We start from the raw sequence: 24,727 nt of genomic DNA, 5'->3' as shown, positions 1-24,727 counted from the left end.
AGATGTCAGGATTTATCGTAGAAACGGCGGTGATCGGCGGTGCGTATGCTACTTGGTGACGTTGCGGCCATCGGCGGTAATCGGTGGCAATATCGCGCTATAGAGGGCAATCGGCGGTGTGGCGGAGGGAGGGTCCGCTAAACTATTGTGCCACGGCAACTCATGATGTCCAAAAACACCTGCAAATGCTGGGTTTCATCGTGGTCCCTGTTCCATCGACGTTCATGGCGTGCCACTCTACCCCAACAAACTGTTAGGGTGGAAGTTGGGGTAAGCGATTGGCTCGCGAGATCAATAGGCTTAGTGCTCGCGGTGTGGCGACCATAAAGAATGCCGGCCGGCACGCCGATGGCGGTGGCCTCTATCTGGTCGTGGACAAGTCGGGTGCGAAGCGTTGGGCGTTCCTCTACCGACGCGAGAAGAAGCTGAAGGAGATGGGCCTGGGCGGCTTGAACTCCGTCTCTCTGGCTCGGGCGCGCGAACTTGCGGGCGAGGCTCGATCGATCATTGCCGAGGGCGGAGATCCCATCAATGCCAGACGAGCGATTGTTCAGACGTCACTGACCTTCGGGCAGGCCTCAGACGAACTCATCGAGGCAATCGGCCCGGGCTTCCGAAATGCCAAGCATCTCGCCCAGTGGAAAATGACCTTGACCCACTATGCGGCGTCTCTTCGCGATAAGCCGATTGACGGCATCACAACCGACGATGTGCTGGAGGTTCTGCGACCAATATGGTCGACGAAACCTGAGACCGCATCGCGAGTACGCGGGCGGATCGAGCGCGTCTTAGATGCAGCGAAGGCGAGGGGACTTAGAACCGGCGAAAACCCAGCGCTCTGGCGAGGTCATCTGGCAAACCTCCTGCCGAAGCGTAACAAGCTGTCCCGCGGCCATCATGCCGCGATGGATTACCGAGAAGTGCCTGCCTTCGTAGCGTTGCTTCGACAGCGAGAGGCGGTGTCCGCCAGGGCCTTGGAGTTCACCATTCTAACCGCCGCACGATCCGGCGAGACCTACGGCGCAATTTGGCCAGAGATCAATCTCCGCTCGGCCGTCTGGACGATCCCCGCAGCTCGAATGAAAGCGGGCAGGGAGCATCGCGTCCCGCTGAGCGACCAGGCCGTTGCTATACTAAAGGAAATGCAGAAGGCAAAGCAGTCCGACACGGGATTTGTGTTTCCCGGCGCCAAACGGGACGAACCGCTCTCTGCGATGGCCATGGAAATGATCCTTCGGCGCATGAAGATCGACGTAACCGTCCACGGCTTCCGCTCCTCATTCCGGGATTGGTGTGGAGAGGCCACATCGTACCCTCGAGAAGTTGCAGAAGCCGCTTTAGCGCATGTCGTTGGTGATGCGACCGAGCGCGCCTATCGCCGAGGCGATGCCTTGGAGAAGCGACGTGCCATGATGGACGCGTGGGCTGATTTCTGTCTCAGTATCTAAATATCTCAACTGCTGGCTGAGCACTCGATTGCAGTTAACTGGATCAAGATAGATCAACGCAACACGAACTTGAACATTGCGCCTAAAATTGCTTGGGATCGTATGTCTTCGTCGCCCACGGTCCGCTGGAATACGAAATCGCGCCTCCCTGCGTCTGCGAAGGCGTATCCAGGTAGCGTTAACTCAAGCGCGCAATCTCCGACTTGTAGCATATGGTAACGTGGATCTCGATCGTCGGCGCATCCGCGTGGTTTGAATAACGTGATTGCGGGATCGCGTACGCCCGCCATGTCTTCTCTGACGCGATATGCCATCAACTCGTAACCAATCGACGAAAGATGCATGTTGTCAAAACTAAATAATCCGCCTTCAGTAATTTTTGCTGCGAAAGCTTCACCACTTAAAGCACCACTTTGACCGGCTGCGCGTAGCGGTCGATTGTCAAGGATCTGACCTTTGGCGAGGTTTAAACGATAAGGGGCAATCTCGAGCCGTTGGCCGCAATCCGACGGGCTCCAACTGCACCGCTTGAAATCAAACTCAGCTAACTTGGAATTCACGTCCACGTAAACGAATTTGGGACCCTTGGAGGTTTGGTTGGCATCCTCAAGCATCTGGCGGAGTTTCGAGTTTACGAGTTTTATATGCTCGTCGGCTCTGGCAATATTTTCGGCGCTAATTTTTCTGTTGCCTGCAATTGCTAACCCTGCTCTTAATCCTCTGCCCGACTGCGAAAAAGTAATGTTTGCGACCTGAGACGGATAGGCTAGGTTGTTTATATAAACAAATTTCATATCTTTTAGTCTGGATAAACGATCAACAATAAGAGTAATATCTTTCAGAAAAACGTCTTTAGAGAGTTCTGCTATTGTCATTTTGCAAGTCGTTATCTTCTCCTTGGAACGATAGCATAATTTTTCCTCTAGGCTCTTTCCCATAAACCCTACAGCATACAGCCCATTATTCGATCCAATATTGATTAACAGTCGTTCGGGACGTCGAATTTCGACCTGTTCGATCGGCGTCAGCGAACCCCAACATGGATCGTCAGTTGGATTGAGGACGAATGACGCGTTCGCATACGTGAAATAGGATCCAAATGCGGATGCGTTCGGTAGTAAGGATGACGGCCTAATTTTCGGCCGCTCTGCCCTCGCCATTTCCTCGAATTCACGGGCTTCGTAGTATAGAAGGTCCGATGTAGTGGCGCCGGAAAATGAAAGGTTTTCAGCAGAAAGCCGACCGTTCGGTGGAATGTACAATCTTAGGTCATCAATGTTTTTAGTTTGTTCTTGGATTAATTGTCTTAAGCGAATTAGTCCGGTTAAATGACCCTGGGCCTTTACATCTTCTAAACTGAAACCAAAATTTCTTGTATTCTCGGCTATGTTCCCATGATCGGGGTATTGGGGGCTAAAAAACTCTCTCCGACCGGTCCGATCCGCGCGAAATTCTTCGATAAGTCCCAGCCTGATTGCGACCAGGTTTGGAGCTGACCATTCAGATAACCACCAGTTAATCCGTAAAGATTGCACACCGTTATATAGACTGTCGCCTAATGCCATCAATTTTGGGTGCATGTACTGGGGATTTAAGTTAGCAAAATTAGCCAGCGTTTCCTTGCAGTTGCCCGCTTTCGAAAATGGTGCGGTTCTGCTGTAATCCCAATACTTATGTCTATTTTGATATTGGTCATTTGCAAAAACAAGGTAAGGATTGCATACAATAACGCAAAACGCGAGAAGGCGGAATAAATACGAGGCCATCGACTTGCTCCTCCAAAGGCGCCCTTGGCTAGGTTGACTTAAATCACCAAAGTATGCACCAAAATTTTTGGCCTTATACTCTGTAAGTATCGCGGATTTTTTAGTAGATAACAGTTGTAAATTGAACTAACAGAGAAGCTGATTTTATGTTTCCGTTACTTCATTAGATCGTTTTGCTCGGTTGCGAGCTGGTCCTGGCGCTCCCCTTGCGCCACGATCACCAGCGCATTGTCTGGCAAAGGCCGCTGCATCGCCTTCGCCTCGTCCCACGGTGCGCGCATCCACACATCCATTTCCTCAGCCGTCGTTAGAATGACCGGCATGGCTTTGGGATGTATCGGGCCGACAACGGCGTTCGGCTCGCAGGTCAGGAAACCGCAAATGTCGGCGTTCACCTCTCCCTCCTTCACCTTCCGCGTGCTGGTCCAGTTCGTCCAAATACCGGCGAAAACACAGAGCGGCCGGTCTTCGGATAGGGCGAACCAAACCGGCACCTTTTTGCCTTCGATCGTGTCGTACTCGCTGAAGCTGGTTAGAGGCACCAGGCAGCGGCTTGCCGGCCCGAGCCAGCGCCGCCAGTGCGGGCTTGTCGTGTTCCGGATGTTCGTGACGCCGCCGTCGACCTTGCGGCCTTTCAGCAAGAACTGGGGTGACGGCATGCCCCAGCGCATCAGGGTCAGTTCGCGCTCGCCGTCGGCGCCGTTACGGACGACTGGCGCCGGATAGTCCGGGAAGATGCCGGGCATCGGCGGAAGGTTGCCTGTACGATCGTGCAGCGCCCGTGTCAGAGCAATGATAGCCGCTTGGCCCTTCGTCAGGGAATAAAGATTGCACATGCGTCTAGCCTGGGTTCGAAGGTGGCAGGGGACTTATTCAAAGGAACGATCGACGTCCGGATTGCTCCAGGATGTGCGGCATGCAATTGCTTGTGCAAACAGACTTGCGGGGCGGACAATGCGTCGGGTTGCATCAGGGTTGAGTGTCTTCTTGCTATCGGCGCTTTGCGGAGGCGCTTTCGCTGACACCTCATGCGTGCAAAATCCACGATGCGACTTTCATTTTCCGAGCTCTTCACAAGAACGGATAAGCCCAGCGTGGTTGGCAGGGGTGTCGGACCGGACCTTGTGGGAAGCGCGCAACGAGATAATGGCACGGCATGGATACGTCTTCGATACGCCGCGTGCGGTCCAATACTTTTCCGCGAAGCCGTACTACCAACCTAGGACGAAGAATGTACGCCTGTCCGAGATTGAAAAGTACAACGTAAATCTGATCAAAAGCTTCGAAGGACGAGCGAGCGGCTCGCCAACCGCGGCAGTGCCGTCAACGACCCAAACTGTCGTTTCGGGCTTGGATCCAAACGGTGACGGTTTCCTTGCGGTTAGAAACGGACCCGGCTCGCAATTCAGGCAGATCGGAAAGCTGCTCGAAGGGGACCAGGTCGTAATTTTGGACAGCTCCGGAGTATGGCGGAAAGTTCGCTTCTGGGGCGGTGAAGGCTGGTCACACAATAATTGGATTAGGGTTGCACGGTCAGCGCCTTCCGCAGCCGTACGAGTGGCATCGGCTGATAGAAGTGAGAGCGCGGCCACTCGAGAAGTTCAAATCCTGCGCCGTGACATCGGCGCGATGACGCAGCAGCTGTCTGAACTGACCGAGCATATGCAGGATATGCGTGGTTCGGCGCGCGGCGAAGATCCGGCGGCCGAAGAGCGTTATGCGGAGCTGGTCGAGCGCAAGCAGGAAGCAGAACGGGCGGTCGCGCAGTATCAGACCCCAGTTCGGCCGGCTGATGCGAACGTCGAAGCGAACGCACGGCAGGCCTCCGAGCAGTTTCAGAAAGTCCCCTATTTCATACCCGGCACATCCACGATCGGAGAGGTTTGGATCGAGCCGGTCGTCAACGATCAGGGGCAACTTGCGTTTAATTGGAATTTCGTGGACCCAGGCGCGGAGTATCAGAAGATTGCCGTCGCAATCCCTATGACACCGACGCAGGTTGATGAGACCGCCAACGCGCTGCGCAAAATTGTAAGTTGGTCCGTGACTGCACAGGAAAACAAGGTGCGACGGGCGTACGAAAAGCTCGCGTATTGCTTCCCGGCCGACCTCTGCGAGGCTGAAGAGGCGGCAGGGGCGCGAACGTCTCTCGTATTCCGAATTGCCGAGGATGGCTCGACGGCGTCGATCGTTCGGCGTCAGCAAGGTGCTTTTCAGCGGACGTTTGGCTTCTCGTCTGAAAGCGCTGTCGTCCTGGCCGATTACCTGGAGCGGGTACTGACGGATAGCTCCGCCGAGTTTAAGGGCGCCACCGCGAGCCAGTCAGACCTGGACGCGCTGTTCGAGTAAGCTATTCCGCAGCTGAAACACAAAACTCTCGACCTGTTCGACTGTTGGGATAGCAGAGGCCAAGGCCATCTCGGTCAACAGCAACAGTGTGGACGCCATTGATCTCCATTCCGGCGGGGTTCATAACCAGCACCGTTTTGCTTCCGGATGGCCAGATGAAGTTTGCTGTGTCCCAGCCCTCGGACGAACGGCCTCCGACGAACTTGCAAAGCTCGTCGTCTTCGATTGCGACCTTGTTGCGAACAACGCATCGGAAAATACGGACCGCCTCATTGCTTGGCGCCATCGCGACCTTTCGAGCCCCTAACGAACGAAGAGGGGTCATAGGGTCATAGAGAGTAAGAGCCTGAACCATCTCAAGCTTGCCAGCATAGTCCGTGTCTTCACACGAACCGCCTCCCGCAACAACGTTTGTATACTCATCGGCGCCGCAGATCTGGACCCTTCCTTCGATTTCGGCGACGACACAGCCGTGCCTTGCGTAGCCGTCCTTTGGCCCATTTATGCGGTATGCCTTATCAACCGTGCCGGTTGGAAGCAGCCGGACCGCCTGCAGATACTCTGCAGTTGGCTCAGACATTTTCGGCGTATAGGTGATGGGCGCGTCGGTAAGTCCATGCTGCCACTGCAGGGTGTTAAGACAGGCATAATAAGCGCTTGCTTCAGTCAAGGCAGGTGGCGGACCCGCCCCAACGATTTCGATACCAAACCGAGCGGCCTTATCAACGGTATCAATAAGAAACATGTCGTTGCCGACATGCTGCAGCATTGCTTGCATGAGGTCCGATTTCATCATCGGCTCACTCGTCCAAGGGACCTTTGAGTTTGCAACTGAAATCAAGTCAAGCGTCGACTGGTAGGCTGCGTCAGCGGCTACTGCCAACATTGAAATGTCGACCTGCTCGCCTTGTGGGAGATTAAGATACGGACGGTGGAAACCTAAGACCCCGTCGACGTGCAGTCGTCGGTTAGCATAAGCCACCTCTGCGCCCTGCGCGGTCCCCATCATGAACATGATTGCACAGGCCGAATGACATTCAGCTCCGCTCTCGATCACGGTCCCCACACCCTCCTTGTAGAAATGTCGAGCAAACTTGACGCCCTCCGCCAGATGCCCGCCTGGGCTATCGAGGCAAACAGTGTTTTCCGATGACGCTTCGCCAACCTCTTCAGGAAAGAGGACTGCCGCCAGGGCGCGAAACCGATCGTAATCTCCGGCGACGAGTTCGCCTCCAATTGAGATCACGCAGGCTTCGCTTTTCGCCGCACTGACTTCAGCTGCTATTCCAGGAATGGTCGTCGCTACAGGCAATAGGAGCGTAATGAATGCGATCAGGATCCGCGTGCGCAAATGACCCACTCCAAACTAAACTTTGCTTTCTTAATTGCACCCGGGTCTGGCTAAGCTGTCAACTTCGCCCCGTAGATCAACGCCTCCGCGGAAAGTCGATCCGCCCCATCGGTTCCTCTCCCCGATACATCGCCATGATCGCGTTCGCTACGCCCATGCAGGAAAAGCAGCCGGTCTCGCACCGGCCGCGATCCCGGCAGAGGGCTTTCATCACCTGCTCACGGTCTGGGTGAACCGAAAACGCGCGGAGGGCAGCCACGACCACTGCTGTCGTCTCCGGCGAAAGGATGGCATTGCGTCGCGCTTGCGCGACGATCTCAAGGCGCTCAGCAAGATCGGGGATGGATCGGTATCGTCGGCGCATGCGCCCGTTATGAAGCCACGGGACAAAGAGAACAAGTAGTGAACATATCGGAACACGTGATACCGTCATGTGCCTGTCGCGGAAGAGGGCTTCATTCCTTTGTCTGACGTTGGGAGCCTTCCGTGACAAAATCCGGTTTCGACAATGCGTTCTCCATCGCCTTCCGGGAGATCATGCAGGCTCGCGCCCTGCGAGCGCCGATCCTGGCGCAACAGATGGCGGCCGCTGGGCATCCCGGGCCGAAGACGGATACCCTATACCGATGGCTTGGGGGTCGATCCGTGCCACGCTCTGGCAAGTCCGTGGACTTCGCCATGAGGGTCGAGAAGTTCCTCGATCTGCCACCATTCGAACTGACCGACCGGCTTCATCGCGATGCAAAGCTATACGCTCGCAACCGCCGCCAGTTCTCCTACCAGGAGGTTCACGCTCTGGCGTGGTATCTACCGGACAATTTCCACCAACTCACGAAAGCGAAGAAAGAGGAAATCCTGGCATGGATCTCGGCACATACCGGCCACGGACAGACGGACTATCGCCGTTATCTCGGAACTGTTCGGCGGCAACATTTCTCTCTCCGCTTCCCCGATGCCCCGATCCACTATCGGCGACGGGGCGCCGCGGAAGGTAGACGGTCGCCGCTTGTTCGGGACGCGCCGCCCGCACTCCAAAAAGAGATGTCGGAGTTGCTGGCCTTCCGTTTGAACGATCTCGTCCCGGCTGGGTTCGCGCGTCTTGGCAAATGGAAGCCTGCGACCGCAGCGCACCATGTTGGCAATATGGGAAGGTTTTTCGGCGCACTCAGCTGCGACCCGGCCTCGACTTCCAAAGGAGCCGGCGTGCCACTCGAAATGCTGACCTTCGCCATGATCGCGGTACCATCGTTCTGCGACTGGTATCTGACCTGGCGCGAACGTCGACGCGGTTTCTACAGCACCAATGAATTTGGGTTGCTGATTGCTTTCAACGGAATGCTTCAGCCCAGAACTGGGTGGATACGCCAGTCGCCGAGCCTTGCTGACCGCCTACAACCGGTTGATGGCTTCCTGACGCAATCGGATATCCACAGGATGCGGTCCGACTGGAACGCGGCATGCGATCGAATGCTCGCTCATCTGCGGTCGCGAACGAACGATATCAAGCGGGTCATGAAATCACACCGGGATCCAGCCGAGCCGATTTTGCCGATACTGAACGCGGAAGATCCGGCTGAGATGTATCGACGTATCGAGGATCAGATCATCAGATGGAAGCCGTCGGAACGCTCTGACCCAATGGGAGCCGCCGAAGCAACCCGTGACTTCCTGCTGTTCCACGTAGCGCTAAGATCGGGTCTGCGGCAGCGCAACTTGCGTGAGATGCTGCTAGCGGCCCCAGACAGCGCTCCGACTTCGAAGGCGCGATTGGAGAGCCTGGGCCGGGGCGAGATGCGCTGGAACGAGAAGGCAAGCCGGTGGGAGCTGTATATGCCGCTCTCGGCGTTCAAGAACGCGGGCTCGCGATTTTTCAGCGGCCAGCCCATGCTGATTGATCTTGGCGGCGTGGAACGCTTTGATGAGCGAATGAGCCTATGGGTACGGCGACACCGAGCTAGGCTTATCGGACCCGCGCCTGACCCCGGTACGATGTTTGTCACCAAGGGCCGGCGGATTGAGGATGATGTCTCGATGTCCGTCGCCTCGATCACTCATCACTGGTATCGCATCACACGGAAATACGGCATTTATAATCCATATACAGGCCGCGGCGCCGTCGAAGGGCTGATGCCACATGGACCTCACAACGTCCGCGACGTTCGTGCTACTCACGTACTGAAGGCCACAGGCTCATACGAGTTGGCCAGCTACGCCGTCCACGACACTGCTGAGACGATCGAGAGGCACTACGGGCGGTTCCTACCAGGCGAAAAGGCGAAAAAAGCATCTGACATACTGAATGCTATATGGTCTAATGAAACATCTGGTCATAAGAGGCGTGGGAAATGAGGATCGCAGGCCCAACTCCGTTCCGCCGAGATCGCGTTGGCGAGTGTAGCCGAGTGATTTCGGAAGCAGTAGCAGAGATCGAACGGCAGGCTCTGGAGGCCGGTTGGACGCCTTCAGAGATATCCGAAGCGCTGTCCCGGTACGCGGAAGGTGCCAAGCTCCGGGCGTTGCCAAAGAGCCAATACGCCCAGGTTGCACAACAGCTCGTCGACAGCATCGTAAGAAGATAGGACGAGAAGACTGCACCGCCGTGGTGCTCCAGATGCCTGCTCAAACACGCGAATGTGTCCGTCGGCCGTAAGCTTCGCTGATTGTCGATCGACGATTTTCCGTGAAACGATTTCCGATCTGGGAGGATCGGATGGGGAAGGCGAAGAGTTCGATCGGCTGGATTGCCGCCGGCGTGTTTGGCCTGCTCTGGCTTGGGTCTGGAGAGAAAGAGCCGGGATCAAGCGCCCCGCGCCTTCGTCCTGTCGCTCTCGAAGCTCCATCCGGTAGCGCACCGCTACCGGAGGTAGGGCGTACAGCGCCGGCGCAACCTGTTGAAGGCATACGGCCTGCAGCTCGAACTGTCGCTTATGCGACAGGGCGCGTCCGGGTGCGATCTGGACCAACTACAGCCGACACGGTTCTGGCGACGCTCAGCCCTGGCCAGCAAGTGGAGATCGTTGACGCACGTGGCGCTTGGCGCCGGATCCATACCGGTCGTCTCCAGGGCTGGGCGCACGGCGATTACTTATCGGAAACGGCTCCTACTCAGCTGGTGGCGCCTCGGCCGGCACAGACACGCCAACCGCCTGTAGCGCCGTCAGCACTTCTGGGATCAGACCGTGCCGGGCAGCCTCGACGCGAGCCTTACGTTGGCACCTGCGATTGTCCGTATGACCGTATGCGAAATGGCAGGCTGTGCGGAAGAACGAGCGCGTACAGCAAGCCAGGCGGCCGTTCTCCCGCGTGCTATTTCTAATCACAGATAATTCTAGCGAAGCAAAAATGTGGGGATAAGAAGTATCAGGTTTGGGTGAGGGCTACCGCTCGCACGCGGGCGCTTTCTAATCTCCCAAGTCAGTCGGGAGCTCTCTTATGACGGCAGAAATTGCGATCTTGAATAAGTCGGCGGTAGCGCTGGCGACAGATAGTGCTGTGACCATTTCGGCGGGCACAGAGAGCTTCAAGATGTTCGATACAGGCGACAAACTATTTGAACTCTGCGATCTAAATCCTATCGGAATTATGATTAATAATTCGATGGATTTCGTGGGTGTCCCATTGCCGAGCGTTGTCAGGCGATTTCGCACCAGCTGCCCGAAGTACGATCGAGTGGCGCAGGCTGCCGAAGAGTTCCTAGCATTTTTAAACGATGATGGGAGATCTGCACCATCTAGTCAGCTGGAGCGTTATGAGATCTCGGTCTCGAAGAATGTTGCAGACATCCTGATTGAGCGTACAAAAGATCAGTTTCAACAAGGCTTCGCTCAGTGGATGAACTCAAAGGCCGATGTGAGTATGATTGATCATGACATCGATCAGTATCAAGCCGAGGTTTGGTCTCAGCAGATATCGGTTCTTTCCCGACGAGTTTCAGGCCAGAAAAATGCTGAATTCGTTGGCTTGGGCGAAGTGCCGCTTCTTTCGCCTGATATTGCCAACAGGCTTTCTGAAAGATTACTTGGATTTGGCGTGCCTGAACAATACTGCTCTCGGATCGTTTGCGAGGTTTTATATCCCATTCTTATCGGAGATATTTCTCTTGGCTTGCACACGGGAATTGTTATCGCTGGCTTTGGCGACCAAGACTTATTTCCTACGCTAATATCAATCCGTGTGGAAGGAATGGTATTCGGTTCACTGAAGATTGTCCGTGATGAGATGGTGGACATTGACCGTGATGGCCGCAGAGCTGCTGTTCTCCCATTTGCGCAACGAGAGATGGTTGATCGATTTATCTTCGGATTTGATGACCATGTGCAAAAGGCAATCGCTAGCTTTTGCAGCAAGAATTTGGACCAATTTCGTACCTCTGTTCGAACCATGCTAGATTTCGTGAATGAGGCGGAAGAGCAAAGCTTTGACCAAGCTTGGGCTGGCACACAGGATCAATTCCTTCGGTCTCTGCGTGATCAGGCTTTCGAGACTGTCAGACTGCAAACGCAAAGCTCAATGGAAGAGCTGGTGGAGTTCATGCCAAAGCCCGAACTTGCGCGAATGGCAGAAGCGCTGATAGAGGTCACGTCGCTTAAGCGACGCATCTCGCACGGTATGGAAACCGTGGCTGGCCCTATCGATGTAGCTGTAATATCCCAATCAGAGGGGTTCGTCTGGGTCAAGCGGAAGCATTATTTCAAGGCAGAATTGAACCCTCGGCATGCAGCTAGGGTTAGGGACGCTGGAGAACGGCGGTATAGGGAGATACTAAATGGTGGCCAAAGCGATGCCTAATCTCCGTACTCGCACGAAAGACCGCCTTCAGATTGCTGATCGGGACGGTTCGGGCCTTTCCTTAGATATGAAAGAAGCAATTGACCGTTCTACGGCAGAATTAAAGGCTGCGTGGGGACATAACAGCCCGGTGGATGGCAGTTCAAGTCGAGGCATTAGGCTCAAGTCCTATGCCCCACGAAACCGCGAGCGCCAAGACTAACCGTACTTAGCGTTTCCGCGCATAGCGCCTTTAAGGTTGAGAATACCCCAACACCCCGCCGGTCAAAATTGCCCGGATCAACTCCTGCACGTCCAGCGTCGGCGGCGCCTCCTGGGCACGGCCATAGCCGAAAATAGCGTCAAGCAGCTCGTCGCGCTCGGTGCCCTGTCGGGACACGGCGTCTCCGAACTCGGTGCGCATTTGCTCGGTCCGGCCGGCGCGATCCCATCACGCTGCCGGCCGTGCCGTCAGCTTCGTTTGGCATTCTCACGAACCGGCCGCCATCGCCGGGAACCGCCACCTGCGCGGTCGGCGTCTCTGGGGCACCCCAAACACTGTGTTGATGGCTTTGCTAAAGCGGACTTCGATAGGTGTGCTGACAGTTCTGTACGACAGGCATCAGCGCGCCTTTCCGTATGTGCTTCCGAGCCGTGGCGCTGGTGTCGGGATCGGGATCGCTCCCGCCTTGTCTTTTGGCCCTCCCCAACCAAACAGGGATCCTCCGCTAATGCCGGCCGTAGTGCCAATACTCCCGAAGCCGCCGAGAATATCTCCGAACAACCTTGCTCCGGCCCCTTTCGAATTGGCTGCTTCCAGCTCGTACGGAAGGGTTGAGGAGGACCCGCGTTTGAACGCGCCGATCTGACCGATCGACATCGCGTCACGCGCTTGGTCGCGCCCAATACCACCGAGCAGATCGCCGAAGGAGCGCAGGTTTCCAAGCGCGGCGCCTTGACGGTTGGTAAAATCCCGCGCGTTGGCCCTTTGTTGGTTCTCGTCGTTGACCGTGATGGTCGAGGCCGATCGCGGAAGTTCAGCGGCGGCGTTGGCTTCGTCCAGCGGCAGGGCTTGCGCCTGGAAATAGTCGGTCAACTTCTGACCGGTCTCTTCCTGCTGACCTTCGAAGTTCTGGTAGCGGTTCTGTGCTGTTAGGTTAAGCGCATCGCTCTCTTGATCGAACTGCCGCTGGCGGGTTCGCTCGGCCGCGAGCGCGCTGCTACGAGCCTTAGCGGCCTGACCGGCGGCCATCGAATTAGCGACGGAGGAGCCAGCAGAGAGGGCAATACCGGTCAAAGCGAGAGGGGAACACATGGTTGTCACCCGTACGTTACGGAGTTGCGGGGAGCGAATAAGCCGGTGGAAATCGTGGGCTTCATTCCGCCTGCTGCGTATGAGCGTTCGGCCGCCGCTTGCACTCCAAGGCCATTGGTAAAGTCTGCAAACAACGAAGTAAGCGGGCTGAACGACGGAGCCTGCGATAGTGCCTGCGAGCGAGCAAGGGCAGCATTCGCCGCGCCTTCTGCGTCACCGGTGGCGTTCAGCATCGATATCAAGTTCGCCCGCGCGTCCTCGACAGCGTTGCGAGACTGAGTGCTGTGAGACAGTGCATCGTCAGCGATTTTCTGCTTGTTGAGGTCGTAGGCCCGTTGAAGGTCGCTTGCCTTCTCGCCGCGAACCGAGCTGTCAAACAGCCCAGATCTCGTAAGGGAAAACGTGAGCTGCTTGTTCGCGTCGCCGTACTGCTGGTCGAGCTGCGGCGTCGCATAATCGATGTAGTTCTGGCGCTGCCGGTTAAAGAAATCATCGTTGAAGCCGCCGGACATCTGCGTACCGGAAAACAACTTCCCGCCAGCAGAAGCTTGGGCGAACTGATCCGCCGCGGACGGACCGGATGTCACTCGACCCGCGGAGGCCGGCGCTAACCGACGGGCCGACGTGTCGTTGTTGTCGTAGGCGATGCGAGCCATTGCATCGCCGAAGTTGAACGGTGTGCCCGGCTTGGCCGTCGGAACGCCCCCAGCGGTCGTACCCGTCGTGGTCTGCGCCTGCGGTTTCCAGACCTGCCCGTCGGCCGTGTAGTAGGTAGCGTTGGGGTCAAAGGCCGATCCGGCGCCGACCTGGCCTGCGCCCTGCAGCGACCCGTTGAAAATAGAGTTGATACGATCCGTGCCCTGACGGACGCGTGCCTGACGAGCCTGTTCGTCGGCCCGTGCCTGGTCCGCTTCCCGACTGGCTTGCTTCGCTGCCCCTTTTCCGCCGCCCATGCTAGCCTCCTTAGTGTTTTGCCAATGACGGCACAGCTTTGTCCCAAGCGGCCCCGGCCCGGACTTTTCTGCCGAGCAGGTCGCCGCGTTCCCTAAGGCGCCGCATGCGAACGGACAGATCGATTTGGCTGGCAAAATGTGCCACTCGATCTACTCGATCTTCGATCATGGACAGGGGTTCGATAAGGTCGAGGTCATCGCCGCGCTCGATCAACACCGCTTGAACCAGCAGTCCCAAGGCGCACCCAAATCCCTCGTATGTTGCCTCGATTGAGACGCCATCAGGTCTTGGGAAGCTTGCGTGCGCGCTTTCGATTGCCTTGCGAAGGTCGCTTCCCACAACTGTCATCACGTCTGCAACCGGGCAGCTTGCGATAAGAGCCAAAAGCCCCCGAAGGCCGAGAACAGCTGACGCCCACCGGGATGCTTCGTTCAAACGTTCATCGCAAACACCATCGAAAGCGGCTACGACTGTCGTGACGTCTGGCTGCGTACAAATGAAGCCAACCGTACGGGCAACGAGGTATCTGGATCCAATTTCGGAATATTCATTCTCCGAGGCATGATCTTGGCAATCCATGCTCATGCCGGCCTCGCCAACGCTTGGATCGTTTGTGAACGCCGCTCAAACGCATCATCGGCCAATTCGTCTAGGAGAGCGCTGCTGTGAGCGGCATTGCGAAGGATGCGGACCCATCGCTTTCGGTCCTGCAAGCCGTAAGCTACTGGCTCGGGGTCCAACCATTCGAGAAAGCTTCGAAAGCCCTTTCGAATATGATCCCGCGGCACCCAATTCGGGAACGTTTCGCAAGCGACGATGGCGGCTCGAACGGCTGCGAAAATGATCCGACTACGTGTCGGGTTGTCGATCGCTGAAGCTGGGAAGGCCCAGCCGTAGGCGAGTGCTTCGCTGATGTTGCGGGCCGGGTCGTCCCCATCCGCCGCGGCGGAAAGGAATTTTTCCAGCATCCAAATTTGGTGATCGCGGTTCGTCATACGGTAAAAATACAGGGGTGGCCGCCGCAGAAATATAGGGGGTTTTTGATCCCAAAGTTTTTTTCGGACCGCAAATTTCTAGCGGGGTCTGGCGGCCGCTCCCGGATCGCGTTCGGAGTGCCCCCAGGGGGTGGGTGGGGGTGCCAGCCAAAGGCGAGCACCCAGTCCCTGCTCAGGCCGCATGCCGTAAAGCGTCTAACGCTGCGACGCGAAGGTGAGGGTGCTTTGCTGCCGTCTGCCAGATGTTATCGAGTGCTCGGTCTCGTATCCCGCCGACCTCGAAGCCGGCGATGCTGCCAAGTTCGGCGAGGTCCAGTTCAGCCGTTCTGTTGTCTCCGGCTTCGAGCGCACTCCGGAGAGAAGCTACGACGGCAAGAGTGACCTGCACTTGGGCGGCTACGGGTCTGTGATTACGCGACATGATCGTATCTCCGTTTCGATACGAACATCTGCTCACAAAAATATATTGTATGTCAAATGTATGTTTTGTCGACCGACTGCTTCCGCATCTGCCTGCATAATCGGCTAGTTCGTTCCACAGGGCTTGCTCTAGCGGAACGTTCCGAACCATCGGCATAGCCGTTCCATTGAAATACCAGTTGATTTATGGAACGATAAGAGCGATATGTCTTAAACCCTATTGGAACGATGCACACTCGCTGCTGAGTTGGAGACCACCTCAATGCTAATTGGCTACGCTCGCACCTCGACGCTTGAACAGGAAGCCGGCCTTGAAGCCCAAGTCCGCGACCTCACCGCCCTTGGATGCAAGAAGGTCTTCTCTGAGCAGGTCTCATCGGTTGGCCAGCGGCCGGAACTTGATGCCGCCATCGAGTACGTGCGGGAGGGCGACACACTGGTTGTCACGAAACTGGACCGCCTCGCCCGCTCCGTCACGCATATGGGCGAGCTTGTTGCCCGCCTCGAAGCCAAAGGCGTTGCGCTCCGCATCGTGTCCCTCGGTGTCGGAGAAGGTGGTCTCGACACGGCTACGTCCACCGGCAAGCTAATGCTCAACGTGCTTGCATCCGTCGCTCAGTTCGAGCGTGAGATGATGCTGGAGCGGCAACGGGAAGGCATCGCCAAGGCAAAGCTTGCGGGGCTCTATAAGGGACGGAAACCTACCGCCCGCGCGAAGGCGGACGAGGTGCGAGCACTGGCGGCCGACGGTATGAGCATGGGAGGCATCGCCATCAAGGTCGGCATCGGCAAGGGGTCCGTGCACCGGATCCTGTCTGATAGCGCCGGCCGCTAGTCCATCACACTTCCACCGTCTATGCGGCCTTGCAGTTTGGCCAGCGCTGCGTCGAGCTCGACCCCACTCATTTCGTGCAGCTCTTTCTCTGGAAGGTCATCCTCGGCCGTTGCTAGCAAACCGCCGGCCGAAAAGACCACTCGAACAAGGGCTGCGTGCGCCGTTGCCGACACTTCGTCATCCTGAAGCAGCTTAATGGCCCGCGAATAGGCGGCTTCGAGGCCCTCGGTCCGCAGGCGGTCAGAAATCGCGGAACGGGCCTCGCGGGCTTTGTGGCGATTGGTCATGCGAATACTCCTTCGTAAAATTGGCGTGCATCGAGCTGCCGCTGCAACTCAGCCAGTTCAGCGTCGAGCGCAGCGATCCTGCTGTTTGCTACCTTGGCTTTGGACAATCCGGCCTCGATACTCGCCCGGGCTGCCTGTGCATGAGCGATCCGCCGCCGGCGCGCTTCTCGTGCCGCCGGATCGCCTGGCTGATGAGCTGCATGCCACCGCTGGTGCGCGGCTAGCTCGTCTGGCGTCATAGCCGCCTGTTTTTTCTGCCGCCGACGAAGGCGCCTCGTTACCGTTTGAATTTTCGCACTCGCTCGGCCCACATCGTTGGAGCTTGACGGCTGCAAGCGATGCCATTCTTTGCCTTTTGGCGATCGGCCGCCGTGCAAGCGGCATCGACCGTTCTCCATCGGCCAGTTTCCGCATGGCTCCCCGGTCGATTTTTTTCTCGCCCCGCAACGCGGTCCATCTTTCCGTTCCGCGTTAATCTTCTCAAAATTTTTGCGGCCCATCGCGCGAAACCGAGGGCTGTTCCACCAGGCAGCGAGAGCAGGTGTCCAACGACGTTTCATCGGAACGCTCCCCGCGGCGCCGATGAAACAATGCGCTGTTGAGCTATTCCGTCCAGATAAAGCTGCACCGCCCAATTCAGACAATCTGTCGAGACAATCTGTCCGGCTAAGCGGCCGCTCTGTCTCCCAGAAAGCCCGCTAGAAGTTGCGGACATTGCGGCTTGCGCGCGCATTGAAGAAAAAAACAGAGAAATAGAAGAGAGAGAGATCAAACGGCTTTTTTTGTACCGCGCACGCAAGCCGCAATGTCCGCACTCCCCTTCAACTCTTCTACCGAAATTGCTCTTATTCGACCGCATTGTCCGCAAATCCCTTAGTCGAAGACGGAAGCAAGGGCCGGAGCGGCTTCCTCGTTCGCTAGATTTCCTGATGCCAAACGGCGACGTTCTGAGCTCGCCGCTGCAATTTTCTCGTGACGGTCTGCTCGAAGTTGCCGTTCACGGACAGCTCGATCCGCAAAGCGCGTGTGAATGGTGCCGTTCACCTTCCATCGGACGGGGCCATCTGCTTCGCGTCTGGTCACCTCCAACCAGCCTGCGGCTTCGAGTTCAGCCATAGCGGAGACAAGCGGACGGAAGTCCGGCCCCCGCAGCGTCTTCCGTGCATCGTAGATGTCGCGGCGAGTGAGCTCCACCAACTCTGGCTTCGTTAGCAAGTGCCCTGCTACCCAGCGAGCGTCCGACACCACCTCGGAAGCACCAAAGAAAGTCTCGTAAAAGCGGATCGAGTTCAGCATTAGGAACTGAGCGAAGCGTTCGGCCATTTGCACGGTTTCAGCCTCTATGTCCGCTTCCGGGTTCACCCGTCCATCGCGTTCAAAAGCTATCGCCGCATGAAACGTCAGCACCAACCGCGGGACGATCTTGCCCCATTTTGCCACATGATCTTGGAACGCCGCGGCCGCTCCCGGTAGATGCCGAAGCTTGTCCAGACGGGAGATCGCCTTCTTCATTGCGTCTGCAGCGTCAGGCGTCAGGCGGATCGGCTCGGGGAAGCGGTATGTGGCCGATCTTAAGCCACGAACAGTGCGGGCATATGCTCTTGCGGCTTCCCGGTCTGGTGTCTCATCTATCCCTGTTCGTTCGACGCCGTCGTGGAGGACAAAGAGGAAGCGTTGCAGCAATCCGTCTTCACCTAAATCTCTAACCAGCCCCTTTATTCTCTCTGGCTGTGATCCAGCCAAGACGCCCATGAGCGCTGTCGCCGCGTAACTCGATCCGGCCGTCTGGCGGTCTCGGCTTATCGATCCGCCCTCGAAGAGCCGAAGCAGCTGACTGCGGTCGCCATCTGATGCCTTCTTGTAGGCGCCAAGTGAGCCGAACAAGCCAGCCAGCTCGTCCGTGTCACGCAGAAGTCCATGCGGATTGTCTGCGAAAATACCGATCAGTCGTTCAGAGGTCACATCGTCAACCACGGCTCTTCTAATTCGTGGCTCCGGCCCGAGCGGAGCGGCGTCTTTACGCTGCTTCTTACTCGCCCTCAGCCACTCGGCGTGTATTGGGACGTCCGCCCGTATCCATTCTCCGTCCAACTGACGCAAGGGGCTAGCGGCTGCGCTGATGACGGGCGTCTTTGCGCTCCCGGGCGGCGCAATGAGTGCAACCCACAGCGACGCAGGCTCCGACCAATCGTCGTGCTGCCGTACCTTGATGCGAAGTGATGAACCAACTGCAGCAGCTAGCGCAGCAACCGCTGACGCTGCGGGAAAGGACGTCTGGACACCTTTCCGACGGCCTTCAGATCGCGCCCAGCGCTCTACGAACGGAGGCAGCGAGCCGGGCGGCAATTCGCCGACGCCTTTGGGGTCTGCGTCGGAAAATATATCCAAGGGGACAGCGGTCATACTTAAGGTAAGCTCTGCCGGCTTGCTCTCTTCGACATCGGCAGGCTCTTCGAAGTAAGCTTTGACCTGACGCAGGAGATAGCGAACGCCGCCATGCGCTTGGCTTTCAATCCTCACCGGGACAGCGTCGCCGTAAAGGATCGCCTTATTCCGACCACCCCCGTAATCCGGCTCTAATGGGTCCGGACCGGTTTTGCGATGAAATGACATCGGATCGGCCAAGATTTCTGAGACGAGCGCCCCAGTCCCGTCATCGAATAAGATCTCAAAATCGTCTTCGAGAATATGTTGCTCGACAGCTAGACCGAGTGTCTTGTCCGCCTTTGCGGGATCAACGCCGCGCGCGATCAGTTCTTTCCTGCGAACTGCCTTCCAAGCATGGCGCTTCTCTCGAGCCTCCGCGGACGCCGCCTCCCGCAGAGCTTGCTCAACTTCTTGCAGACGCTCTCGCTCATCGGTGCTTAGATCCACTATCGTGCACAGATCGACTACGCCACCGTCGGGGTTCCGAACCGTCGAAGTTCGACCTTTCGGAACGAATTCGAGACGGGGGTCTGAAAGTTGTACGCGGCCCTCGAACCACAAGCGTTCTGCTGCTACCGATGCCGAGCGATCTATCAATGATCTGATTTCAACTGTCCCGGATTGCGTAACAAACGGCCAGCCCCATCCTGCGAGCACAAGCCGCTCGTGAAGAGCGGTGACAGCACGAGCAATCTCGTGGCCTTCCGACGCGATCAAAAAGCGATGCTGCCCCGCATTACTATCCGTCTTCTGCCCCGTCTCCCGATTGCATACACCGGCCGACGATGAAGGACGGATCAAAGCTGCAGCGGTAGAAATGGCAACGGACACCGAGGACAGCGCCCCGGAAATCTGCTCAGGATATGCCTCGACACGCTTGCGCAGCGTTTGAGGCCAAGTCCGAATATCGAAGTCGAGCCCCATCAGTGCGGGTCCCGACGGTGCGGGGAAATGGCGCGCAGTCCGCGAGATTACGTCGGATCGATCCTTCGCTTCTGACGCAACAACGAAATCCCACTCCGCCTTTCCCGTCGGTGGCGGGGCGCAGATCAAAGCCTCTCGCTCGGATAGATGGTCGATTATCCTGCCAAGATCACAGAGTACCTTTCCCGCAGATCCGTGCAGATCCACCCGTCTCACTGACCCCGCTGCAGGTTGGATGCCCTGCGATATAACCACGGGGGCTCCATCCGCGCCTATTCCGAACGTCTTGGACGGCGCCGCTCGGGATGCGCCAGCCTGCAAGATGGTGAAGCTGACCGGATGCTCGGTAGGCGACCGACGTCTCCCGTCGACGAAGTCGCCGAACAACGCGGCTGGCTCTCCGTTCACTTTCGGCTCGTATTGCGCTATATTTTCCATTGGCATCCTATCTTCGGCGCTGGCGGTTCGCTCCCGCCGGCGCCGTCTGCTTTCAAAGGTTGGGGTTAACCCACACCAACCGCGGCGCGTGCAGGACCGTTGAAGGCTTGGGGGCCGCTGTTGTCGCGTTCATCTCGCCAATCAAGCAAATGATGCTGTCGACGCAGACCACACGCGGTGCTCTTGGCCGAGCCTGGCGTTCAACAAGGTCGCCGCAACGAATGGCGTCATCGACCCATGGGATTGAACGGCCGAAAATGGCCGCCGTCTCTCGCTTGCTGATGACGGCGCGCTCGCGCCACGGGATGTAATGTTGGGCATTGGACATGGGATCTCTCGTTCTCTCGGGTCTTCTCGGGGAATTCAGTCTGTCGTTTCAGTGCGATCAGAAACAGGTGGGGTTTCTGACGTGCCGGGCATGTCGACGGGAAATCCCCGCCGCGCGATCCAATGCAGCACTGAATGAGACCATTGCTGTGAGCTCGTCATGCGCTGCATCGACAAGGCGGTTCTCGATCGCCTCTAGCCCATCCGGCGTAACATCGGGGTGGAGTTTGCGAAGGCGCTCTCGCAGCATTCCAGCTGCACGGCTTGGCAAGGTTCGGCTTAGCCCCAGCATGGCAGCCGCCTTAGCTGGTGCATTTCCTCCCGCAACGGGGTCCGCGTTCTTGGCTCTAAAGGCCGCTGTGACAACGGCCAACTCGGCAATGCCAAACGGCGGGCGCCCGCTGCTTCGCGAAGGCTTGTCAGTGAGTTCGCGATATCGCTGCTCACCACGCCAATATACGTATGGCCGGCCTGTACGATCTTCAGGTGCACCACGTGCAGTCTCGACGGCGACCTCCAGGTTGGCGACAGCACGCAGGAACAGGTCGTTGCCGTTCATGGTCAGGCCTCGGCACACTGCTCGATCAGAGCATCGAGATCAGTGCGACGGAAAAGTGTCCGGCCTCCGAGCTTGATTGGCTTCACATCGCCGCGGCGGATCATCCGGTAAAGTGACGTGCGTGAGGAGCGCAGATAGGTCGCCGTCTCAGACATGCTGAGAACCGGACCGGCAGGGATCGGAGTGGTACGGGTGCTTGAAGTGCTCAATTGTGCCTCCTTGGATCGTTGTGATCCAAGAAGTGCCAGCAGCGCCTAGGACATTCGACGCTCAAGTTTCAGGAGTTATGTCCCAGCCTTTTCGCCAGGTGCAGCTCGTTCGAAATAGCGATCTACCAATGCGCGGTTGATCCGCTGCGGGTCTCGTCCGACGAGCTTTCTGTAAGCGCCATAATTCCAGTCACGCACCGTCTGCAGCTGCTCGGCCGAGATATCCTGCTTGCGGGAGACAAGCGCGACGTCATAGGCGGCCGTCAGGTTGGCGCGGACATCGTCAAGGCGGCGGGGGTAATCGGCTTCGAGCTGGGCTCGTGCCGCAGCTTCGTTGACAGCTCTCGATCGGCTCAGTTGGCGGTCGCCTTCATCGGCAGTCGCCTGATCGCGGGTCGCCTTTGCAGCATTCCGAGCTGCCAGAACTTCCGGCTGGATATGTCTGCTGTGCTGATCTTCTAGATGCTTCGCTGCCAAGGATTTCGCTGATTGGTAGAGATCTTCCCGCGTTTTGACCGGCAGATCGCTATCGGTGAGAGGGAGGGCGGCTAAACCCATTGCCGAATTCAAGCTGATCAGAACATCGTCATTGATCCGAGGAGCGCCAGCGGGCTCGACTGGTAGCTCTTGGGGCAGGCCGAGAAGCGCGAGTATCATTCGGGATGCATGATTTCCCTTTTGAACCTCTTTCCACAGGCTACCGCCCAGAATGCCAAACTGTTCACCCGCTGCTCTTACAACGCGCTCGATATCACGGCGCGAGAAATCAATATCCAGAGCTTGAGGGTTGGTCATGGTGCATCCCGTCTAACTGACGGAATTATGCCATAAAGCGCCATATCGCGCCACACGGGATCGCCAAATGCCAGCTGTTAGTTAGGGTGAACGTTGGGGTTGATAGCCGATGCAAGGGCGATTTTCATAACAATAACAGCATGTTAGCTGGGATATCTGGCGGGCCATGCGGGATAGCGATGGGCACGACATCTACTCTATAGCCCTCCCGATAGTGTCTTGAGTACGCGCCCTTCATCCTTCGCGACGCGATCCAAGCATGGATAGCGCAACGCGGGCGATGCTCAACGGCTGCTGCGGGAGAGCGCCGGCGTGACAATCCGATGGATGCGCTCAGCCTCAATGAACCATCGCGTCAGGCGCGCCTGGCATACCTTCGGGCCTTACACACCCGAGGCGACGCGGCGAATCCGCCATTTGGTCGTCGTGTGGCGCAGCTCGTTTGGGACCAGAGGGTCACGGCGATTTTTGTGGACGTTGACGACTGTCCGGAATCTCTCGTCGGATTGCAGAAAGCGACCGAACGCTCAGGTAAGCGTCATCTGGCGATCCGAGCGAGCGCGCATCGGCCCCGAAATCTCCTGATTGGCGTTTACCGCGCGATTAACCCAACAGCCCTTCTTTCGGATGCCATCGAAGGAAACCGTCGATCCTTTTCGGTGGCATCCCCCCAAGCAACGCAAGTCCATCCCGGAAAAGCGAATATTCGTAACCCTCCCGCCCTAGGCGCGCTCCGTGATCGGCCCTTTCGGAAGAAAGGCCGACCGTGTCGCCTGTCGGGAGTTCAAGTCGTGCCGGGCGCTCGCCTGGGCCGAATCGCACCATGGCGGCGAGGGCATTGAGGAATGTAGTAGCGGCCTTCTCTTCCATGACGAACCAGCGCAGTGGTGCGGGGACAGCAACCGAGCGACGCTCCCAACGACGCCAGACGAGGGGATGGTCGAGCAGATCATACACCCACAGCGGCAGCCGGTAGGGCGCAAGCATGTCAGCGCAGGCAAGGAAGGTGCGGCCCGCATAGGGAATGCGCAGGAAGAGCACGGGTTCGTCATCGTCCGGGAAGCCTTGCGCCCCTGAGAGCCAATCGATCCAATCCGCGATCGGCAGAGCATCCATGAGGATGAAGTTCGAGCGGTGAGCAGCAAGCGCCATACCGGTCGGCACTGCGTAGGATCCCACAGGCGCACCGGCCGGGGGCTGGGAGACGCTCGAAGGACCGGGGGGCTTGCCCCCGCTTGGCGCTTTCGGTCGGCGGGTCTGTGACAAGCGCAGAAACGCATTCGCGGCTGTGGGCTGGCATCCAAAAGCGAGCGCGTAGCCGTGGATCACGTCGCCGTGGGGCGAGGTTGCGCCGACATAGGGCCGTACCTGACGAAGATATTTGCGCTCTGCGGCCGCTGCCACGGCCTTATCAGTCACGGTCGCCGCGAATGAGCCCCGCGCTTCGGCCAACACAACACCGTGACCGGTTGCAGAACCACCATCATAGAGGAAATCGGCATGGGGTTGGAGCGACAACGCCAAGCTCGCTGCATTGTCACGCCACGTGTAGCCCAGTGTGTTCATGTATATGTCGGTGATCCCGGCACCGACGCGGGCAGCGAAATGGGTGCGCTCTGTATCGGCCAGCATTGCTAAGTGGGGCGAAAGCGCGAAGCCGGGACCATCTGCCACAAGGAGCTGGGCCTCACTCAAGGCGCTGTCTTTGAAGCCCGCCAACAACTCAGGCGGTGCGGCTCGCAACGTGGCGGTTCGCGCGATGGCAGCCGCAAGCGCGGTCGGTTCGAAATGGATCAGAGGCGCCAGCGGCGGCGGTGTAAAGCCCGGCGCGGGAAGAGTCCCCTTGTGCAGGTGGCGCCGTTCGCCGGTCAGCGCGACGGTCTTCCCCGATGTCCAGAGCGTGACCCCGCTCATTGATCGTGCCATCCATAACAGCCCGAACGCGCGACCAGCATGGCCAGTATCGTGTTGGCGCTCTCGATCAGCGTACGATCGCGCACGCTTCGCTCTGATTTTTCGCCATGAAAAAGATTGCAGCGAATTTGGTATATCACCCGCAGTAACTGTTCCCACGTCGGAATGCCGGCCGCCCATCCTGCAGGCTGAATTCGGACATTCGCCGCCGCGCATGCAGCAATCAAGGCCGCGCGATCGAGCCGGCGGAATGCGCCGAAACCAAGTTTCGCGCGAACGCTGCTCACGCTTAGGACCGGCCAGTGCAAGGTGAATTCTTCCACCCGTTGCCGAAACTCGACATCGCTGTTCATCAGCGCGTCGTAAGCCGCAATCATGCGTGGCTCGGCAGCCAGAGCGCCGATCATTTCGAAATCCCGCTCCTCGCCGGTGACTGCGGCCATCCACCCGTTGAACGCCATCCAGCGGAAGACGAAGCTCATGAAGCTCTGCTCGCGCTCAGCACGATCGTGGAGTTCCATCGTCACCCGATAGGCTTCGGGGTCGAGCGTGTGAAAGTTCGTGAAGCTGGTCATCGAATCAAGCCTCTCCCGTCGGGTCGCCGATCCCATGGCCAGTCGCGGCGCGCAGGGGGGCGATGAAGCTGG

20 protein-coding genes and 1 pseudogene are annotated in these 24,727 nt (G+C 57.7%); 6 read left to right on the top strand and 15 right to left on the bottom strand.

Annotated elements, in window-relative coordinates:
* The first annotated feature begins 278 nt into the window (after positions 1-278).
* A complete protein-coding gene (locus IGS74_RS18110; RefSeq protein WP_192388012.1) occupies positions 279-1,448 on the top strand; it encodes a site-specific integrase in 1,170 nt (389 codons plus the stop codon).
* 53 nt (positions 1,449-1,501) lie between these two features.
* On the opposite strand, the gene IGS74_RS18105 is transcribed toward IGS74_RS18110, so the two are convergent.
* Together IGS74_RS18105 and IGS74_RS18100 are read right to left on the bottom strand one after the other, a co-directional pair.
* Positions 1,502-3,214 carry a hypothetical protein gene (locus tag IGS74_RS18105; RefSeq protein ID WP_192388010.1) on the bottom strand — a complete coding sequence of 571 codons (1,713 nt, stop codon included), beginning with the start codon at positions 3,212-3,214 and terminating at the stop codon, positions 1,502-1,504.
* A 155-nt stretch (positions 3,215-3,369) separates the two neighbouring features.
* Positions 3,370-4,050 carry an SOS response-associated peptidase gene (locus IGS74_RS18100; protein ID WP_192388008.1) on the bottom strand — a complete coding sequence of 227 codons (681 nt, stop codon included), beginning with the start codon at positions 4,048-4,050 and terminating at the stop codon, positions 3,370-3,372.
* On the opposite strand from IGS74_RS18100, the pseudogene IGS74_RS20495 reads away from it, so the two are divergent.
* Positions 4,049-4,723: pseudogene (locus IGS74_RS20495) on the top strand (YARHG domain-containing protein); the annotation flags it as partial. The gene IGS74_RS18100 and the pseudogene IGS74_RS20495 overlap by 2 nt on opposite strands.
* A 120-nt stretch (positions 4,724-4,843) precedes the next feature.
* Positions 4,844-5,563 carry a hypothetical protein gene (locus tag IGS74_RS20345; protein WP_246723227.1) on the top strand — a complete coding sequence of 240 codons (720 nt, stop codon included), beginning with the start codon at positions 4,844-4,846 and terminating at the stop codon, positions 5,561-5,563.
* 1 nt (position 5,564) lies between these two features.
* Here the strand turns inward: IGS74_RS20345 and IGS74_RS18090 are convergent, their stop codons facing one another.
* Positions 5,565-6,914, bottom strand: a complete 1,350-nt coding sequence (locus IGS74_RS18090; RefSeq protein WP_192388005.1) for a hypothetical protein — start codon at positions 6,912-6,914, stop codon at positions 5,565-5,567.
* 486 nt (positions 6,915-7,400) lie between these two features.
* Between IGS74_RS18090 and IGS74_RS18085 the strand changes: the two genes are divergently transcribed.
* Together IGS74_RS18085 and IGS74_RS18075 are read left to right on the top strand one after the other, a co-directional pair.
* Complete coding sequence (locus IGS74_RS18085) at positions 7,401-9,263, top strand: hypothetical protein (RefSeq protein ID WP_192388003.1); 1,863 nt, start codon at positions 7,401-7,403, stop codon at positions 9,261-9,263.
* A 1,083-nt stretch (positions 9,264-10,346) separates the two neighbouring features.
* Positions 10,347-11,702: a hypothetical protein gene (locus tag IGS74_RS18075; protein ID WP_192388000.1), complete on the top strand. Its 1,356-nt coding sequence runs from the start codon at positions 10,347-10,349 to the stop codon at positions 11,700-11,702.
* 232 nt (positions 11,703-11,934) lie between these two features.
* On the opposite strand, the gene IGS74_RS18070 is transcribed toward IGS74_RS18075, so the two are convergent.
* The 5 genes from IGS74_RS18070 to IGS74_RS18050 all read right to left on the bottom strand — a co-directional run bounded on the left by IGS74_RS18070 (position 11,935) and on the right by IGS74_RS18050 (position 14,918).
* Positions 11,935-12,105, bottom strand: coding sequence for a hypothetical protein (locus IGS74_RS18070; RefSeq protein ID WP_192387998.1), 171 nt, complete (start codon positions 12,103-12,105; stop codon positions 11,935-11,937).
* Between the two features lie 198 nt (positions 12,106-12,303).
* A complete protein-coding gene (locus IGS74_RS18065) occupies positions 12,304-12,933 on the bottom strand; it encodes a hypothetical protein (RefSeq protein WP_192387996.1) in 630 nt (209 codons plus the stop codon).
* A gap of 68 nt (positions 12,934-13,001) precedes the next feature.
* Positions 13,002-13,949, bottom strand: a complete 948-nt coding sequence (locus IGS74_RS18060; protein WP_192387994.1) for a hypothetical protein — start codon at positions 13,947-13,949, stop codon at positions 13,002-13,004.
* Between the two features lie 10 nt (positions 13,950-13,959).
* Positions 13,960-14,535, bottom strand: a complete 576-nt coding sequence (locus IGS74_RS18055) for a hypothetical protein (protein ID WP_192387993.1) — start codon at positions 14,533-14,535, stop codon at positions 13,960-13,962.
* Positions 14,532-14,918 carry a hypothetical protein gene (locus IGS74_RS18050; protein ID WP_192387992.1) on the bottom strand — a complete coding sequence of 129 codons (387 nt, stop codon included), beginning with the start codon at positions 14,916-14,918 and terminating at the stop codon, positions 14,532-14,534. Before IGS74_RS18050 ends, IGS74_RS18055 begins: the two co-directional genes overlap by 4 nt.
* Positions 14,919-15,627: 709 nt before the next feature.
* Here IGS74_RS18050 and IGS74_RS18045 point away from each other — a divergent pair.
* Positions 15,628-16,200: a recombinase family protein gene (locus tag IGS74_RS18045; protein WP_192387991.1), complete on the top strand. Its 573-nt coding sequence runs from the start codon at positions 15,628-15,630 to the stop codon at positions 16,198-16,200.
* Here IGS74_RS18045 and IGS74_RS18040 read toward each other — a convergent pair.
* The 7 genes from IGS74_RS18040 to IGS74_RS18005 all read right to left on the bottom strand — a co-directional run bounded on the left by IGS74_RS18040 (position 16,197) and on the right by IGS74_RS18005 (position 24,655).
* Positions 16,197-16,487 (bottom strand): hypothetical protein, encoded by a 291-nt coding sequence (locus IGS74_RS18040; protein ID WP_192387990.1) that lies wholly within the window; start codon positions 16,485-16,487, stop codon positions 16,197-16,199. The genes IGS74_RS18045 and IGS74_RS18040 overlap by 4 nt on opposite strands.
* Before the next feature lie 873 nt (positions 16,488-17,360).
* The gene (locus IGS74_RS18035; RefSeq protein ID WP_192387989.1) at positions 17,361-19,838 is read right to left on the bottom strand and encodes a DUF3987 domain-containing protein; all 2,478 of its coding nucleotides are present in this window, start codon (positions 19,836-19,838) and stop codon (positions 17,361-17,363) included.
* A gap of 490 nt (positions 19,839-20,328) precedes the next feature.
* Positions 20,329-20,604, bottom strand: a complete 276-nt coding sequence (locus tag IGS74_RS18030) for a hypothetical protein (protein WP_192387988.1) — start codon at positions 20,602-20,604, stop codon at positions 20,329-20,331.
* Positions 20,605-20,661: 57 nt separating this feature from the next.
* Positions 20,662-21,162, bottom strand: coding sequence for a hypothetical protein (locus tag IGS74_RS18025; protein ID WP_192387987.1), 501 nt, complete (start codon positions 21,160-21,162; stop codon positions 20,662-20,664).
* A gap of 284 nt (positions 21,163-21,446) precedes the next feature.
* A complete protein-coding gene (locus IGS74_RS18015) occupies positions 21,447-22,166 on the bottom strand; it encodes a hypothetical protein (protein ID WP_192387984.1) in 720 nt (239 codons plus the stop codon).
* A 603-nt stretch (positions 22,167-22,769) separates the two neighbouring features.
* Positions 22,770-24,080: a hypothetical protein gene (locus IGS74_RS18010; RefSeq protein WP_192387982.1), complete on the bottom strand. Its 1,311-nt coding sequence runs from the start codon at positions 24,078-24,080 to the stop codon at positions 22,770-22,772.
* Positions 24,077-24,655 (bottom strand): hypothetical protein, encoded by a 579-nt coding sequence (locus IGS74_RS18005; RefSeq protein WP_192387980.1) that lies wholly within the window; start codon positions 24,653-24,655, stop codon positions 24,077-24,079. The genes IGS74_RS18010 and IGS74_RS18005 overlap by 4 nt, the downstream gene beginning before the upstream one ends.
* Between the last annotated feature and the right edge of the window lie 72 nt (positions 24,656-24,727).

This window comes from Aureimonas sp. OT7 (assembly GCF_014844055.1).
Classification (GTDB): Bacteria; Pseudomonadota; Alphaproteobacteria; order Rhizobiales; family Rhizobiaceae; genus Aureimonas; species Aureimonas altamirensis_A.
The sequence above is the reverse complement of the archived record's forward strand: the minus strand, read 5'-3'. Positions and strand labels throughout refer to the sequence as shown.